The sequence below is a fragment of the Cellulomonas sp. ACRRI genome (assembly GCF_022346185.1).
GTDB lineage: Bacteria > Actinomycetota > Actinomycetes > Actinomycetales > Cellulomonadaceae > Cellulomonas.
The window spans coordinates 1-16442 of the sequence record NZ_JAKRMS010000099.1 but is presented as its reverse complement, the minus strand read 5'-3'; the positions used below and the strand labels follow the sequence as shown (position 1 = coordinate 16442).

At 74.2% G+C, this 16442-nt stretch carries 13 protein-coding genes; 10 read left to right on the top strand and 3 right to left on the bottom strand.

What is annotated here, in order from left to right; translation table 11 throughout:
- A partial coding sequence (locus MHY85_RS15705; RefSeq protein WP_239197920.1) for a hypothetical protein occupies window positions 1-738 on the top strand: 738 nt, incomplete at its 5' end.
- A 10-nt stretch (window positions 739-748) separates the two neighbouring features.
- On the opposite strand, the gene MHY85_RS15700 is transcribed toward MHY85_RS15705, so the two are convergent.
- Window positions 749-1600 carry a DUF3097 domain-containing protein gene (locus MHY85_RS15700; RefSeq protein WP_239197918.1) on the bottom strand — a complete coding sequence of 284 codons (852 nt, stop codon included), beginning with the start codon at window positions 1598-1600 and terminating at the stop codon, window positions 749-751.
- Between the two features lie 49 nt (window positions 1601-1649).
- On the opposite strand from MHY85_RS15700, the gene MHY85_RS15695 reads away from it, so the two are divergent.
- The 7 genes from MHY85_RS15695 to MHY85_RS15665 all read left to right on the top strand — a co-directional run bounded on the left by MHY85_RS15695 (window position 1650) and on the right by MHY85_RS15665 (window position 10555).
- Window positions 1650-3182, top strand: coding sequence for an MFS transporter (locus tag MHY85_RS15695; RefSeq protein ID WP_239197916.1), 1533 nt, complete (start codon window positions 1650-1652; stop codon window positions 3180-3182).
- 47 nt (window positions 3183-3229) lie between these two features.
- A complete protein-coding gene (gene hrcA / locus MHY85_RS15690) occupies window positions 3230-4261 on the top strand; it encodes a heat-inducible transcriptional repressor HrcA (protein ID WP_239197914.1) in 1032 nt (343 codons plus the stop codon).
- 97 nt (window positions 4262-4358) lie between these two features.
- Window positions 4359-5489 (top strand): molecular chaperone DnaJ, encoded by a 1131-nt coding sequence (gene dnaJ, locus MHY85_RS15685; RefSeq protein ID WP_239197912.1) that lies wholly within the window; start codon window positions 4359-4361, stop codon window positions 5487-5489.
- A 1-nt stretch (window position 5490) separates the two neighbouring features.
- A complete protein-coding gene (locus tag MHY85_RS15680) occupies window positions 5491-6258 on the top strand; it encodes a 16S rRNA (uracil(1498)-N(3))-methyltransferase (protein ID WP_239197910.1) in 768 nt (255 codons plus the stop codon).
- Between the two features lie 105 nt (window positions 6259-6363).
- A complete protein-coding gene (locus tag MHY85_RS15675; protein ID WP_239197908.1) occupies window positions 6364-9066 on the top strand; it encodes a sodium-translocating pyrophosphatase in 2703 nt (900 codons plus the stop codon).
- Entirely contained in the window at window positions 9063-10139 is a 1077-nt protein-coding gene (locus MHY85_RS15670; protein WP_239197906.1) for a glycosyltransferase family 1 protein, read from the top strand. The genes MHY85_RS15675 and MHY85_RS15670 overlap by 4 nt, the downstream gene beginning before the upstream one ends.
- A 47-nt stretch (window positions 10140-10186) precedes the next feature.
- Window positions 10187-10555, top strand: a complete 369-nt coding sequence (locus tag MHY85_RS15665) for a hypothetical protein (RefSeq protein WP_239197904.1) — start codon at window positions 10187-10189, stop codon at window positions 10553-10555.
- A gap of 211 nt (window positions 10556-10766) precedes the next feature.
- Here MHY85_RS15665 and pgi read toward each other — a convergent pair whose 3' ends face one another.
- Window positions 10767-12449: a glucose-6-phosphate isomerase gene (gene pgi / locus MHY85_RS15660; protein WP_239197902.1), complete on the bottom strand. Its 1683-nt coding sequence runs from the start codon at window positions 12447-12449 to the stop codon at window positions 10767-10769.
- An 88-nt stretch (window positions 12450-12537) separates the two neighbouring features.
- A complete protein-coding gene (locus MHY85_RS15655; RefSeq protein ID WP_239197900.1) occupies window positions 12538-13584 on the bottom strand; it encodes an LLM class flavin-dependent oxidoreductase in 1047 nt (348 codons plus the stop codon).
- Window positions 13585-13734: 150 nt separating this feature from the next.
- On the opposite strand from MHY85_RS15655, the gene MHY85_RS15650 reads away from it, so the two are divergent.
- Both MHY85_RS15650 and MHY85_RS15645 read left to right on the top strand, forming a co-directional pair.
- The gene (locus MHY85_RS15650; RefSeq protein ID WP_239197898.1) at window positions 13735-14922 is read left to right on the top strand and encodes an ROK family transcriptional regulator; all 1188 of its coding nucleotides are present in this window, start codon (window positions 13735-13737) and stop codon (window positions 14920-14922) included.
- 103 nt (window positions 14923-15025) lie between these two features.
- Complete coding sequence (locus tag MHY85_RS15645) at window positions 15026-16321, top strand: extracellular solute-binding protein (RefSeq protein WP_239197896.1); 1296 nt, start codon at window positions 15026-15028, stop codon at window positions 16319-16321.
- The last annotated feature ends 121 nt before the right edge of the window (window positions 16322-16442 follow it).

Below are 16442 nucleotides of genomic sequence, written 5' to 3'. Positions count from 1 at the left end.
GGCTACGCCCAGCAGCCCCAGCCCCAGCCCCGGCCCGGGTACGGCTACGGGCCGCCGACGGCCGGCACCGGCGTCGGCGACGCGTTCAGCTGGGGCTGGACCAAGTTCACCCAGCAGGTCGGGCCGTTCCTGCTCGGCGTCCTCGCCTACCTCGCCGTGATCGTGGTGATCTCGGCGGTGCTGTTCGCCGTGATCCTCGGCGGCACGGTCGCGAGCGTCGACCCGGACACCCAGGAGCTGCGGAACGGCGCCGGCTTCGGCCTGGCGTTCGGCTACCTGGTGGTGCTGGCCGTGATCCTGCTGCTGTCCGCCTTCATGCAGGCCGGCGTGACCCGGGCGACCCTCGAGGTCGCGGACGGCCGCCGGATCGAGGTCGGCACGTTCTTCCGGTTCGACGACTTCGGCAAGGTGGTCGTCGCGGCGCTGCTCGTCGGGCTGGGCACCGCGGTCGGCACCCTGCTGTTCGTGCTCCCCGGGCTGGTGTTCGCGTTCTTCGCCCAGTTCACGCTGTTCTTCGTGCTGGACAAGCGGCTCGCGCCGGTCGACGCGATCAGGGCGAGCTTCACCCTGGTGTCCCGGAACGTGAGCACGGTCCTGCTGCTGTTCCTCGGGGTGTACGCCGCGAACCTGGTCGGCTCCGCGCTGTGCGGGGTCGGGCAGCTGGTGTCGTTCCCGGTCGGCCTGCTGGCGACGACCTGGATGTACCGCCGGCTGCAGGACGAGCCGGTCGCCCCCTGACCGGGGCGCGTCAGGGCGCGGTCACGAAGTCGATCAGCTCCTCGACCCGACCCAGCAGGGACGGCTCGAGGTCGGCGTAGGAGCGCACGGACCGCAGGATCCGCTGCCAGGCGCGGGCGACGTCGGCCTGCTCGTCGGCGGGCCAGCCGAGCTCGCGCAGGATGCCGCGCTTCCACTCGGTGCCCCGGTCGATGGTCGGCCACGCGGCCAGCCCGACGCGCGCGGGCTTCACGGCCTGCCACACGTCGACGTACGGGTGCCCGAGCACCAGCAGCGTCCCGGCGGGCACCGTGCGCAGCGCCTCGTCGGCGATCCGCTGCTCCTTCGACCCGGGGACGAGGTGGTCGACCAGCACCCCGACCTTCTTGCCCGGCCCGGGGCGGAAGTCGCGCAGGGCGTCCACGAGGTTGTCCACGCCGTCGAGCAGCTCCACCACGACGCCCTCGGCGCGCAGGTCGTCGCCCCACACCTTCTCCACCAGCTCGGCGTCGTGCTTGCCCTCGACCCAGATCCGGCTGCCGATCGCGACGCGGGCCCGCTGCTCGGCGGCCGCCAGCGACCCGGAGGCGGTGCGCTTCGGCCCGGTCGGCGCGGTCGGCCGCGGTGGCACCAGCTCGACCGGCTTCCCGTCGACCCAGAACCCCGGGCCGAGCCGGAACGTCCGCGTGCGGCCCTTCCGGTCCTCGAGGACGACGACGTGCTCGCCGCCGGACTTCTCGACCCGGACGACGGCCCCGACCCAGCCGGTCGTGACCTCCTCGACGACCAGGCCGCGCTCAGCGGGCGTCGGGGTGGAGGTGGGGCGGCGGTGCGCGCTCGAGGATGCCCCGGACAGCACGTCGGTTCCGTAGCGGTCGGTCACCCGCGGCAGCCTAGGTGCCGACCCGCGGCCCGCGTGGTACGACACGACGGTGACGTCGAGCCCCGCGCAGCACCCCGACCGCCCCGGCACCCCGACCGGCGCCGAGCCCGACCCGCACCGCTGGCGCGCCCTCGGCGTGTGCCTGGCCATCGGGTTCATCACGATGCTCGACGTCTCGATCGTCAACGTGGCGCTGCCGTCGATCGAGCGCAGCCTCGACGCCGGCGCGAGCCAGCTGCAGCTGATCGTCGCCGGCTACACCCTCGCGTTCGGCCTGGTGCTCGTCCCCGCGGGGCGGCTCGGCGACGCCCGCGGCCGCCGGCCGCTGTTCCTGCTCGGGCTCACCGGCTTCGCCCTGACCAGCCTGGCCGCCGGCCTCGCGCCCTCCGACGAGCTGCTCGCGGTCGCGCGGCTGCTGCAGGGCATGAGCGCGGGCCTGCTGAACCCGCAGGTGGTCGGCACCATCCAGCAGCTGTTCACCGGGTACGAGCGCGGGAAGGCGTTCGGCTACTTCGGCGCGACCATCGGGGTGTCGACCGCGCTCGGCCCCCTGCTCGGCGGTCTCATCATCCAGGCGTTCGGCGCCGAGGAGGGCTGGCGCTGGGTGTTCTTCGTCAACGTGCCGGTGATCGCCGTCGTGCTGCCGTTCGCGCTGCGGTTCCTCCCGCGCGGTGCCGTCGGGCGGGCGAGCGGGACGACCGGGCGCCACGGGCGGCCGCGGCTGGACGTGGTCGGCCTGGTGGGCGTGGCGCTGACCGCCGCGGCGGTCATGGTGCCGTTCGTCACCACGACGGGGGAGGGCGGCGACGACCCGGCGCGCTGGTGGTGGCTCGCCGTCGCGGCGGTGCTCGGCGCGGCGACCGTGGTCTGGGAGCGCGGGTACCAGCGGCGCACCGGCGCCGCCGTGCTCGACCCGCGGGTGCTGGGCGAGCCCGCGTTCCGCAACGGCGCGCTGCTGGGCATCGCGTACTTCGCGGGGTTCACGTCGGTGTTCCTGGTCGCGACGCTGTACCTGCAGCAGGTCGCCGGGTTCACGCCCCTGCAGGCCGGGCTGGTCAACATGCCGTTCGCGATCGCCTCCGCGGTGTCGGCGCAGCGGTCCGGCCGGCTGGTGGCGTCCCGCGGGCGCGCGCTCGTCGTCCTCGGCCTGGGTCTGGTGGTGCTCGGGCTGATCGGCACCGACCTGGCGATCCGGTTCGTCGACCCGCCCGCGGTCGGCTTCGTCATGGCCGCGACGCAGATGGTCGCGGGCGCCGGCAGCGGGCTGGTGATCGCGCCGAACCAGACGCTCACGCTGGCGCGCGTCCCGGTCGAGCGCGCGGGCGTGGCGGGCAGCATGCTGCAGGTCGGCCAGCGCGTCGGGTCCGCGCTCGGCGTCGCCGTGGCGCTGTCCACGTACTACTCCGCCCTGGCGTCCGGGGTCGAGGGCGCCGCGGCCGCGGGCCGCGCGCTGCTGCTCACCGTCGCGCTCGTCGCCGTGGCCCTGGTCGTCGGGCTGGTGGACCTGCGCGCGCGGCGCCGCGACGCCGACGCGGAGGCCGGCGCCGGCACCGACGCCGCGTCCACGCCCGCGGACGCGTAGAATTGGCACTCGGTTCGAGCGAGTGCCAGGAGGCCGGGGAGGTGGCGATGAGCGAGGACCGCAGGCTGGACGTACTGCGGGCGATCGTGGAGGACTACGTCGCCACCCGCGAGCCCGTCGGCTCCCGCGCGCTGGTCGAGCGGCACGCCCTCGGGGTGTCGCCCGCGACCATCCGCAACGACATGGCGGCCCTGGAGGACGCCGGCCTCATCGTGCAGCCGCACACCTCGGCCGGCCGGGTGCCGACCGACAAGGGCTACCGGATGTTCGTCGACCGGCTGGCGACCATCAAGCCGCTGTCCGCCCCGGAGCGCCGCGCGATCGAGACGTTCCTGGAGGACGCCGCGGACCTGGACGACGTGGTCGACCGCTCGGTGCGGCTGCTCGCGCAGCTCACGCACCAGGTGGCCGTCGTGCAGTACCCGTCCCTGCGCCGCACGGCCCTGCGGCACGTGGAGCTGGTGCCGATCGGCGACCGGCACCTGCTGGTCGTCATCATCACCGACCACGGCCGCGTCGAGCAGCGCACGATCGAGGTCCCCGACGCCCTGGACGTCGGCACGGTCGCGCGGCTGCGTGCCCGGCTGAACACCGCGGCGGCGGGCCGGCGGCTCGCCGAGCTCGGCACCGCGCTGTCCGACCTGGCCGACGACTTCGACCCCGCCGACGGCCCGCTCGTGCGCGGCGTGGTGGACGTCGTGGAGGACACGCTGGCCCAGGAGAGCGAGGAGCGCGTCGTCCTGGCGGGCACCGCGAACCTGGTCCGCGGCGGCGGCGCCGACTTCGCCCGCACGATCAGCCCGGTCCTGGAGGCGCTGGAGGAGCAGGTCGTCCTGCTGCGCCTGCTGGGGGAGATGGCCGAGGACGAGGCCGCGGTGTCGGTCCGGATCGGCCGCGAGACCCAGCACGAGGGGCTGGTGGAGACGAGCTTCGTGACCACCGGGTACGGCGGACCCGACGGCGGCGGGACCGCCGTCGCCCGGATCGGCTCCGTCGGCCCGCTCCGCATGGACTACCCCGGGACCATCGCGTCCGTGCGCGCCGTCGCCCGGTACCTGTCCCGGATCCTCGCCGGATGACCGCGGCCGGGCACCGACCCAGGTCCGCGCACGTTCGACAGGCAACGCCCGACCCCGCGCACGCGCGCGCGGCCCGCACACGCACAGGAAGTGACGAGTGAGCGACTACTACGAGGTGCTCGGCGTCGACCGCGACGCCACGCCCGAGCAGATCAAGAAGGCCTACCGCCGCCTCGCGCGCGAGCTGCACCCGGACGTCGCGGGCGCCGAGGCGGGCTCGGAGGACCGGTTCAAGGACGTGTCGCGCGCGTACGAGGTGCTGTCGAACCCCGAGAAGCGCCGCATGTACGACATGGGCGCCGACCCGTCGTCCCCCGGCGGGGGCATGGGCGGCGCGGGCGGCTTCGGCTTCCAGGACATCTTCGAGACGTTCTTCGGCTCCGCCGGCGCGGGCGCGCAGCGCGGGCCCATCCCGCGCGCCCGCCGCGGCCAGGACGCGCTGCTGCGCCTCGACATCGACCTCGCCGAGGCGACGTTCGGCACGCACCGCGAGGTCCCGGTCGAGACGGCCGTGGTCTGCCCGACCTGCGACGGCTCCTGCTGCCGCCCGGGCACCTCGCCGCGCACCTGCGACGTGTGCGGCGGCCGCGGCACCGTGCAGCGGGTGGCCCGCTCGTTCCTCGGCCAGGTCATGACCTCCCAGCCCTGCGCCGCGTGCCACGGCTTCGGCACCGTCATCCCCGAGCCCTGCACCGAGTGCGCCGGCGAGGGCCGGGTCCGCTCGCGCCGCACGCTCGAGGTGGACGTCCCGGCGGGCGTCGACACCGGCACCCGGATCAAGCTCACCGCGCAGGGCGAGGTCGGCCCCGCCGGCGGCCCCGCGGGCGACATCTACCTCGAGGTCCGGGAGCGCAAGCACGACACGTTCCTGCGCGAGGGCGACGACCTGCACTGCACGCTCGAGGTCCCGATGACCGCGGCGGCCCTGGGCACGGTGCTCACGCTCGACACCCTGGACGGCCCGCAGGAGGTCGACCTGCGCCCGGGCACCCAGCCCGCGCAGGTCGTGACGCTGCGCGGCCTGGGCGTCGGCCACCTGCACGCCGGTGGCCGCGGCGACCTGCACGTGCACGTCGACGTCAAGGTGCCGACCGCGCTGGACGACGAGCAGTCCGAGCTGCTCCGCCGGCTCGCGGGCCTGCGCGGCGAGGAGCGGCCCGAGGCGCGGCTGTCGGCCTCCGGCGGCGGCGTGTTCTCGAAGCTGCGCGACAAGCTCGCCGGGCGCTGAGGTGACGGCACCGGTCTTCCTGGCGGAGCCGGGCGACCTCGACGCGCTCGACGTCGGCGGCCGCTACCTCCTGGCGGGCGCCGAGGGCCGGCACGCGGGCGTCGTGCAGCGCCGGGCGGCGGGGGAGCGGGTCGACGTCGTGGACGGCGTCGGCACCCGGCTGGTCGGCGAGGTCGAGGCGGCGGGGCCCGAGGGCGTGCACCTGCGCGTCCACGCCGTCGTCGTCGAGCCGGTGCCCGCGCCGCGGCTCGTGCTGGTCCAGGCGCTCGCCAAGGGCGACCGCGACGAGCTCGCGATCGAGGCGGCCACCGAGGTCGGCGCGGACGGCGTCGTGCCGTGGCAGGCCGAGCGGTCGATCGTCGTCTGGCGCGGCGACCGGGCCGCCAAGAGCCGGGCCCGCTGGCTGGGCACGGTCCGCACCGCGGCCAAGCAGGCGCGGCGGGCGCACGTGCCCGCTGTCGACGTGGCGCTGGCGACCGCGGCGCTGGTCCGCCGGGCGCGCGAGGTGGTCGAGGCCGGCGGTGCGGTGCTCGTGCTGCACGAGGAGGCGACCACGCCGCTCGCGGCGGCGGCGCTGCCGGCGGCCGGCGTGGCGGCCGACGTGCTGGTCGTCGTCGGGCCCGAGGGCGGGATCGCGGAGCGCGAGCTCGCCGACCTGGTCGACGCCGGCGCGCAGCCGGTGCTGCTGGGGCCGCACGTGCTGCGGACCTCGACGGCCGGGCCGGTGGCGCTCGCGCTGCTGGCGCAGCGGCTGGGGCGCTGGGGCTGACGCCGGTGGGTGCCGCCCACCTGGGCCGTACGTCTCATCCGGCGACCCCCGGGCGGTCCTAGCGTCGAGGGTGACAGCGAAGGCGCTCTCACCAGGGACCCGACCGTGAACACTGACGTCCGGACCGGCACCACCTCCTCGCGCGCACCGGAGGCCCCGGCGTGCCCCGCCCCGGCCGAGCGGCCCCCGGCCGGACGCCGGCGAGGGTGGCTCCTCCCGCTCGCCGCGGCCGCCCTCGGGACGACGCTCGCGGGCTGCGCGCCCGGCTCCGCCTCCGCCGGCGGCGGCGGGGTGCACGGCGGCGAGGCGAGCCTCGAGCTGCCGGACCTCGGCGCCGTCACCGTGCTCGGCTCCGTCTCCGGCCGGCTGCTGCTCGGCCTCGGGCTGCTTGTGTGCGCGCTGGGCCTCGCGTTCGGCGTCGCCACCTACGTGCAGCTCCGCCGGCTGCCGGTGCACGCCGCGATGCGGGAGATCTCCGAGCTGATCTACTCGACCTGCCGCACGTACCTCACCCAGCAGGGCCGGTTCCTGCTCCTGCTGTGGGTCTTCATCGCCGCGGTGATCGTCCTGTACTACCGGGCGCTCGTCGGCTTCGGGTGGGGCCGGGTCGCGACGATCATCGCGTTCAGCCTGCTCGGCATGGCCGGGTCGTACGCCGTGGCGTGGTTCGGCATCCGGGTCAACACGCTCGCGAACTCCCGCACCGCGTTCGCGTCGCTGGCCGGCCGGCCGCTGCCCGTGCACCGCATCCCGATGCAGTCGGGCATGTCGATCGGCATGGTGCTGATCAGCCTCGAGCTGCTGATGATGCTGGTCATCCTGCTGTTCCTGCCCGCCGACGTCGCGGGCGCGTGCTTCATCGGGTTCGCGGTCGGGGAGTCCCTCGGCGCCTCGGCGCTGCGGATCGCCGGCGGCATCTTCACCAAGATCGCCGACATCGGCTCCGACCTGATGAAGATCGTGTTCAAGATCAAGGAGGACGACGCCCGGAACCCCGGCGTGATCGCCGACTGCACCGGGGACAACGCGGGCGACTCGGTCGGGCCCTCGGCGGACGGCTTCGAGACCTACGGCGTCACCGGCGTCGCGCTCGTGACGTTCGTGCTGCTCGCCGTCGACGACCCGCTCATGCAGGCGACGCTGCTGGTCTGGCTGTTCGTGGTCCGGGCGGTCATGGTCATCGCCTCGGCGGTGTCGTACCTCGCCAACGACGCGTGGACCCGCCGCCGGTACGCCGCCGCGGAGCGGATGGACTTCGAGAAGCCCCTGACGTCGCTGGTCTGGCTCACGTCCGTCGTGAGCATCGCGCTGACCTACCTGACCACGTGGGCGGTCCTCGGGCACCTGGACGGCGTCGGCGGGCTGTGGTGGAAGGTCGCGACGATCATCTCCTGCGGCACGCTCGCCGGGGCGCTCATCCCCGAGCTGGTCAAGGTGTTCACCTCGACCAACAGCCGGCACGTGCGCGAGGTCGTCACCTCCTCGCGCGAGGGCGGACCGTCGCTCAACATCCTGTCCGGGCTCGTGGCCGGCAACATCTCGGCCTACTGGCTCGGCATGACGGTCGTCGCGCTGATGGGCGGGGCGTTCCTCATCAGCGAGCAGGGGCTGGACCAGATCATGCTCGCCCCCGCGGTGTTCGCGTTCGGGCTGGTGGCGTTCGGGTTCCTCGGCATGGGGCCGGTGACGATCGCCGTCGACTCCTACGGCCCGGTCACCGACAACGCGCAGAGCGTCTACGAGCTGTCGCTGCTCGAGGAGCTGCCCGGCGCCGCCGAGCAGATCGAGGCCGAGCACGGGTTCGCCCCGCGCTGGGAGCCGGCCAAGCGGATGCTGGAGGAGAACGACGGCGCGGGCAACACGTTCAAGGCCACCGCCAAGCCGGTGCTGATCGGCACGGCCGTCGTCGGCGCGACCACCATGATCTTCTCGATCATCATGGCGCTGACCGAGGGCCTGACCACCGGGCTCGACAGCCTGTCGCTGCTGCACCCGCCGTTCCTGCTCGGCCTCGTCACCGGCGGCGCGATGATCTTCTGGTTCACCGGCGCGTCCATCCAGGCCGTCACCACCGGCGCCTACCGCGCGGTGGAGTTCATCCGGGCGAACATCCGGCTCGACGGCAGCGAGCGGGCCAGCGAGGCGGACTCCCGGCGGGTGGTCGAGATCTGCACCCAGTACGCCCAGAAGGGCATGCTGACGATGTTCCTGGCGATCTTCTTCGCCACGCTCGCGTTCGCGTTCGTGGAGCCGTTCTTCTTCATCGGCTACCTGGTGTCGATCGCGGTGTTCGGGCTGTACCAGGCGATCTTCATGGCCAACGCCGGCGGCGCCTGGGACAACGCCAAGAAGATCGTCGAGGTCGACCTGCACGCCAAGGGCACGGCGCTGCACGACGCGACGATCGTCGGCGACACGGTGGGCGACCCGTACAAGGACACGTCCTCGGTCGCGCTCAACCCGGTCATCAAGTTCACGACCCTGTTCGGGCTGCTCGCCGTCGAGCTCGCGGTGAGCCTGACCGGGGACGGGCGCGGGACGCTGGTGCACGTGCTCGCCGCGGTCTTCTTCGTGACGTCGGCCGTGTTCGTGTACCGGTCGTTCTACGGTATGCGGATCGGCGGGACGCCGGCCGGCGAGCAGGAGCCGGCCGAACCCGCCGAGCCGGTCGAGCCCGGGGTGCCGGCGGCCGACGGGGCCGGCGGCGCGGGTGCCCGCGGCGCGGCTGACCGCGGGCTGCTGCCCCGGCAGGGCGGGGGCACGGCGGCCGGCGACGACGGCACGCTCGTCGACGCCGAGGGGCGGTGACGGCCGTGCGCGTCGCGATCAAGCACGACGACGTCCTGGTCGACGCCGACGGCCGGGTCGCCGGGCACGACGCGGGCGCCACGCTCGTCCGCCGGCTGCTGCGGGTCTTCCCGGGCTCGGTGCTGATCGGGCCCGGCCCGCGGCGCTGCGACGGGTTCGACCTGCTGCCGCTGGAGTTCGTCGACGGCACCGGCACCGTGGTCATCACGATGGACGTGCTCGACTCGGTGCAGGTCTGGCAGACCCTGCGCGCCGGCGGCTGCGAGGACCCCCGGGTCATGAACTTCGTCTGGTGGGACGCCACCCGGTACCCGCACGACGTCGAGCGGGCCGCGCTCGCCCTGTCGTGCGCCCTGTTCCCGACGTTCGCGAACTCGGCGCGCACCGCCTCCGAGATCCGCGAGCTCATCGCCCGGCTCACCGTGCCGGCGCTGGGGGAGCGGGCCCGCACCGGCTGGGTCAACCTCGGGTTCCGCGTCGACCACGTGCGGCCCCGGCACGAGCCCGAGGTCCCCGTCGTGCTGTACCCCGCGATCTACGTCTCGGAGCGCAAGCAGCCCCGGCTGTTCCTCGAGGTGGTCGACCGGGTGCAGCGGCGCACGCCCATCCGGGTCGAGGCCCGCCTGCACGAGTCGCACCTGGTGTCCGAGACCGCCATGCGGATGTCCGAGCGGCCGTGGTGCTGGGTGGGCCCGCTGACGGCGACCCGGGACTCGTACTGGGAGGCGCTGAGCCGGACCACGGCGTTCCTGGCGACCGCCGCCGAGGAGTCCTACGGGCTGGAGTACGTGGAGGCGCTCGCCGCCGGCGCGGTCGGGGTGTTCCCGGACCTGCCGTGGGCGCGCGCGCTGCTGCCGGCCGGCTACCCGTTCCTCTACCGCACGCCGGACGAGGCCGCCGACCAGCTCGAGCTCGCCGTCACCCGGCCCGCCGCCTGCCGGCGGGAGCTCGACGCTGTCGCCGGCGGGTCGTTCGTGCGCTTGCTGTCGGCGCACCACGACGACGACGCGTTCGACCGCACCGTGGTGGCCCGGGTCCGCGACTGGTTCGGGGACGTGCCCGCCGGGGCTTGACCCGCGGGCCGGATCGGCGGGAGGCTGGCGGCCCGCACCGCAGGGGGATGAGCCGAGGGGGACTCATGGGACGGGTGGTCGCCGTGATGGCCGGCGCGGCCGTGCTGGCGCTCCAGGTCTGGCTGACGCTGTTCGCGCAGGTCGTGCTGGCCTACGAGGCCGCGGTCCTGGTCGTGGTGCTGCTCGGCCTCGGGCTGCGCGGCTGGGCGCGCTCGCGGCGCCGCGGGCAGCGCGCCGACGCGGCCCGGTGGCCCGACGCCCGCGGGATCCCCGTGCCGCAGCCGGCACCGCTGGTCGGCGGACCGGTGCTCCCGCCCGTCGACGCCGGCACGGGCGCGCCGCCCGTGCCCACGCAGGTGGCGGACCGGCGCGACCCGCTGGACGACCTCCTGGGCCGCCGGCGCCCCGTCGCCTGAGCCCGCCAGCCGGCCGCGCGCCCGCGCGCCCGCGCGCCCGCCGGCCGCGCGCCCGCCGAGTGTGCACAGGACACGTCGACTGTGCATCCGCCGCCTGCACACTCGACGCGTCGGTTGCACACTCGGCGCGGTCAGCGGGCGCTGACACGCCGACGGGCCCGCCGCGACGCGTGATCGTGGCGGGCCCGTCGGCGCGTGGCGGTGCCGGGCGTCAGCCCTGGCGCAGCTCCAGGTACCGGGCGATGAGCGACCGGGTCGACGGGTCCTGGCCCGCGAGCGCGTCCGCGTCGCCCTCGACCGCCGGGGCGATCTCGAGCGCGAGCTTCTTCCCGAGCTCGACGCCCCACTGGTCGAACGAGTCGATGCCCCACACGACGCCCTCGACGAACGTGATGTGCTCGTACAGCGCGATGAGCTGGCCGAGCACCGACGGGGTCAGCGCCGGCGCGAGGATCGACGTCGTCGGACGGTTCCCCGGGAACACGCGGGCCGGGACGATCTCCTCGGCGGTGCCCTCGGCGCGCACCTCGTCGGCGGTCTTGCCGAAGGCCAGCGCCTTGGTCTGCGCGAAGAAGTTCGCCAGGAACAGGCCGTGCACGTCGGTCTCGCCGTCCTTCAGCGGGTGCGCCGGGTTGGCGACCGCGATGAAGTCCGCCGGGATGAGCCGGGTGCCCTGGTGGATCAGCTGGTAGAACGCGTGCTGGCCGTTGGTGCCGGGCTCGCCCCAGAACACCTCGCCGGTCTCCGTCGTGACCGGCGTGCCGTCCCAGCGGACCGACTTGCCGTTCGACTCCATGGTCAGCTGCTGCAGGTACGCCGGGAACCGGTGCAGGTACTGGGCGTACGGCAGGACGGCGTGCGTGTGCGCGTCGAGGAAGTTGACGTACCAGACGTTGAGCAGGCCCATGAGGACCGGGACGTTCTGGTCGAACGGCGTGGTGCGGACGTGCTCGTCGACGGCGTGGAAGCCCTCCAGGAACTCGCCGAACGCGTCCGGGCCGATCGCGATCGCGAGCGAGGTGCCGATCGCCGAGTCGACCGAGTAGCGGCCGCCGACCCAGTCCCAGAACCCGAACGCGTTCTCCGGGTCGATGCCGAACGCGGCGACCTTGTCCAGGGCCGTCGACACCGCGACGAAGTGCTTGGCGACCGCACCGGTGCGAGCCTCCTCGGTGTCCTCGATCGCGCTGGCGGCGACGAGCCCGCGCCACAGCCAGTCGCGGGCCAGGCGGGCGTTGGTCAGCGTCTCCAGCGTGCCGAAGGTCTTGGAGGCGACGATGAACAGCGTCGTCGTCGGGTCGAGGTCCTTCGTCTTCTCGGCGATGTCGGTCGGGTCGATGTTGGACACGAACCGCACCTCGAGGCCGTCCTGGACGTACGGCTTGAGCGCCTCGTACGCCATGACGGGGCCGAGGTCCGAGCCGCCGATGCCGATGTTGACCACGGTCGCGACGCGCTCGCCGGTGACGCCGGTCCACTCGCCGGAGCGGACCTTGTCGGCGAACGCGGCGATCTTGGCGAGCACCTCCTGCACGTCGGCGTCCACGTCCTGGCCGTCGACCACGAGGGCGGGCTCCGCGTCGGCCGGGCGGCGCAGCGCGGTGTGCAGCACGGCGCGGTCCTCGGTGACGTTGATGTGCTCGCCGGCGAACATGGCGTCGAGCCGGGCCCTCAGGCCGACCTGGTCCGCGAGGGCGACCAGCAGGGACAGGGTCTCGTCGGTGACGAGGTTCTTCGACAGGTCGACCGTGAGGTCGGCCAGCGGCCGGGTCAGGCGCGTCGCGCGCTCGGGGTCGGCGTCGAACCAGCCCCGCAGGTCGGGGACGAACCCCTCCTCGTGGGCGGTCAGGGCGGTCCAGGCGCCGGTGGTGGTGGCGTCGACGGGTGCAGTCACGGCGAGTCCCTCTCGGAAGCAGATCGAACGGGGTCCACCGTATCGAGGCCGGGGCGGTGGGCGAGCGGGACGTGCGGCCCGGTCCGGGTCAGCCCAGCGCCTCGCGCACCAGCGGGGCCACCTGGGTGCCCAGCAGCTCGATGGCGCGGAGGCTCTCCCGCTGCGGGACGCCGCTCAGGTCCATCTGGAAGATCTGCCGGTCGTGGCCGAGAGCCGCGTGCAGCGCGACGATGCGCTCCGCGACCTCGTGCGGCGAGCCGACGACGTACGCGCCGCCCTTCGCGGCCTGGGACTCGAACGCGATCCGGTTCGGGATGGCGAACCCGCGCTCGGCGGCGATCCGGCGCATGGTGCTGAGCCAGTACGGGAAGAAGAACTCCCGCGCCTGCTTCCCGTCGTCGGCGACGAAGCCCATCCCCGCGACCTCGACGCGCTGGGTGGCCGGGTCGTGGCCGGCCTCGGTGTGCGCCGCCCGGTACAGCCGCACCAGCGGGGCGAAGTCCGCGGGCCGGCCGCCGATGATCGCGTAGGACACGGGGACGCCGAGGCGGCCGGCGCGGTCCGAGGACGCCGGGTTGCCGCCGGTGGCGATCGCGATCCGCAGGTGCTCCCCGAGGCCCGGCTTGTCGAGCGGCCGCGGCAGGATCTCCGCGGCGTGCAGCGGCGCGCGGAACCGGCCGGACCAGGTGACGGGGTTGCCGCGGTCGATGCGCAGCAGCAGCCGGATCTTCTCCTCGAACAGCTCGTCGTAGTCGTCGAGCGAGGCGCCGAACAGCGGGTAGGACTCGATGAACGACCCGCGCCCCGCGAGCAGCTCGACGCGGCCGCCCGAGAGCAGGTCCATCGTCGCGAACTGCTGGTACAGCCGCACCGGGTCCTCGGTGGACAGCACGGTCACGGCGCTGCCGACGCTGATCCGCTCGGTCTGCGCGAGCGCCGCGGCGATGACGGTGGCGGGGGACGAGATGGCGTAGTCGGGGCGGTGGTGCTCGCCGATGCCGACGTGGTCGAGGCCGACCTGCTCGGCCAGGCGCACCCGCTCCAGCACGTCGCGCAGGCGCTGCGCGGGGGAGGTCACCGCGCCGGACACCGGGTCGGGGTGGATGTCGCCGAACGTGTACAGGCCGAGCTCCATGCCCGGTGCAGCGCGGGGGAGGGGCGGCGCATTCCCGGGCGCCGGCCCCGCGCCGCGTCGATGTCGGCCTCGTGAACGCCCGGTCACGATGTGGTCACGGTCACACGAACTCCTTGACCGCGGATTAGTAAGGAAGGTCTACTAACAAACATGACGACGACGACGCCGTCCGCCACCTCGGGCCACCGGGGGGTCGGGCGCACACTCCGCCCGACGGGCAAGGTGCTCCCCGAGCACGCCCGGGCGCACAACCGCTCGCTCGTCCTGCAGCACCTGTTCCACCAGGGCCCGTCCTCCCGCGCCGACCTCGCGCGCAGCACCGGCCTGACCCGGGTGACCGTCTCCGACCTGGTGTCGGTGCTCATCTCGGAGGGCCTGGTCGGGGAGCTCGGGGTCCGCCCGGAGGGGAGGGTCGGCAAGCCGGCGACCCTCGTCGGGATGCGGACCGAGGACTTCCAGGTGGTGGCGGTCGACCTCGCGGACGACGCCAGCCTGCGCGGAGCCGTCATGACGCTCACCGGCGCGGTCGTCGCGCGGCGCACCGTGTCCCTCGACGGCCGCACCGGCGACGCCGCGGTCGCGGTGCTCGAGGACCTGTGCCGCGAGCTGCTGGCCGCCGCGGACCGCCCCGTGGTGGGCGTCGGCATCGGGTCGCCCGGCGTGATCGACGCCGCCGGCGTCGTCGTCGAGGCGCCCAACCGCGGCTGGTACGGCCTGCCGCTGGCCGCGCTGCTCGCCGAGCGGCTGGGCGTCCCGGTCCAGGTCGCGAACGACGCGAACACCCACGCCCTGGGGGAGTACACCTACGGCGGCGCCAGCGGGTCGGGCCTCATGGTCGTCACCGTCGGCCAGGGCCTCGGCGCCGGGATCGTGCTGGACGGCGCCCTGGTGCGCGGCCGCGCGAACGCCGCCGGGGAGATCGGGCACGTGACGGTGGTCGACGACCGCGACGTGCGGGCCGGCGACCCCGAGCCCCGGCCGTGCGCGTGCGGGCGCGCCGGCTGCCTGGAGACGCTGCTCTCCCTGCCCGCGCTGCGCCGCGCCACCGCCGGCCGCAGCCCCGAGGAGTCCGACGCGGTCCTCGCGTCGGTCGGACGGAAGCTGGGCGTGGCCCTCGCTCCCGTCGTCAGTGCGCTCAACCTCGCCGAGGTCCTGCTCTCGGGTCCCCCGGAGCTGCTGGACGGAGCCCTCAGGGTCGAGGCGCTCGCCACGCTCCGCGCCCGGACCCTGCCCCTGCTGGGGCAGGACCTCGTGCTGCGGATGGGTTCGTTGGACGAGGACGGGGCGCTGTCCGGCGCCGCGGCCCTCGTGCTGTCCGGTCAGCTCGGGGTCACGTGACGACCCCGAGCCGACCGCTTGCAGTGCCGGTACCACCACCCCCGGCGGGGCTTGCAGGCCCCGCCACGCATCTGGGAGGAACACCAACGTGAAGATCGTACGGATGGCAGCCGTCGGTGTGGCGGCGGCGCTCGTGCTGACCGCCTGCTCGTCGGGCGACGACGGCGGCTCGACCGGGTCGGACGGGACCCCCGAGGCCGCGGAGATCACGCTCTGGCTCAACGGGGCGGACACGCCCGACGAGCTGCGCGACTACCTCAAGACGACCTTCGAGGAGGAGAACCCCGGCTCGACCCTCGTCATCGAGGAGCAGGACTGGAACGACGTCGTCACCAAGCTGACGACGGCGCTCCCGGACGAGGCGAACACGCCCGACGTCGTGGAGATCGGCAACACCCAGTCGCCGACGTTCACCACCATCGGCGCGTTCCGCGACCTCACCCCGCTCTACGACGAGCTCGGCGGCGACGACCTGCTGCCGTCGTTCGTCGAGGTGGGCAAGGCGGACGGCAAGAACTACGCGCTGCCGTACTACTTCGGCTCGCGCTACATGTTCTACCGGGCCGACATCTGGTCGGCGGCGGGCCTGGAGAAGCCCACGACGCTCGACGAGTTCGCCCAGGACGTCGCGGCGCTCAAGACCGACACCCAGTCGGGCTTCGCCATCGGCGGCCAGGACTGGCGCAACGGCATCTCCTGGGTGTTCGCGAACGGCGGCGAGCTCGCCACCGAGGACGGCGGCGAGTGGACCTCGACGCTGTCCGACCCGAACACCATCAAGGGCCTCGAGCAGTGGCAGGCGGTCTACCAGGGCTCGTCCAACGTCCCCGCCACCGAGCGCGACGTGGCGTACTGGGACTTCCTGAACGACGGCGCCGACGGCGCCGCCCCGGCCGCCGCGACGATCATGGCCCCGGGCTGGGCCCGCTGGTCGATCGGCGACCTCACCACGAACGACGCCGGCGAGGAGGTCCGCGACGGCATGGTCGACGAGTCGAAGTTCGACATCTTCGCCCTGCCGGGCGTGGACGGCGGCATCGCGCCGGTGTTCGCCGGCGGCTCGAACATCGCCATCTCGGCGAAGTCCCAGCACCCGGAGCTGTCCGAGAACCTGCTGCGGATCATCTTCTCGCCCGAGTACCAGCAGATGCTCGGCGAGAACGGGCTCGGCCCGGCGAACTCGCAGTACGTCGACGCGCTCGGCGACGACAAGTTCGCGACCACGATGATCGAGACCGCGGCGGCCTCCAAGCTCACCCCGGCCGCGCCGGGCTGGGCGGCCGTCGAGGCGGCCTTCGTCTACGAGGAGCTGTTCCAGGCGATCGCCGAGGGCGGTGACGTGACCGAGCTCGCCGCGCAGTACGACGAGAAGATCACGCCGATGCTCAACGGCCAGTGACGTCCACCCGGCCGCGGGGCACCTCGCCCCGCGGCCGGGAGCGTCCGGCCCAGCTCGTCAGGAGAGGTGCCATGTCCACCACCACGGCCCGCCCCGGGCCGGACGCTCCCGGCCGCGGGGC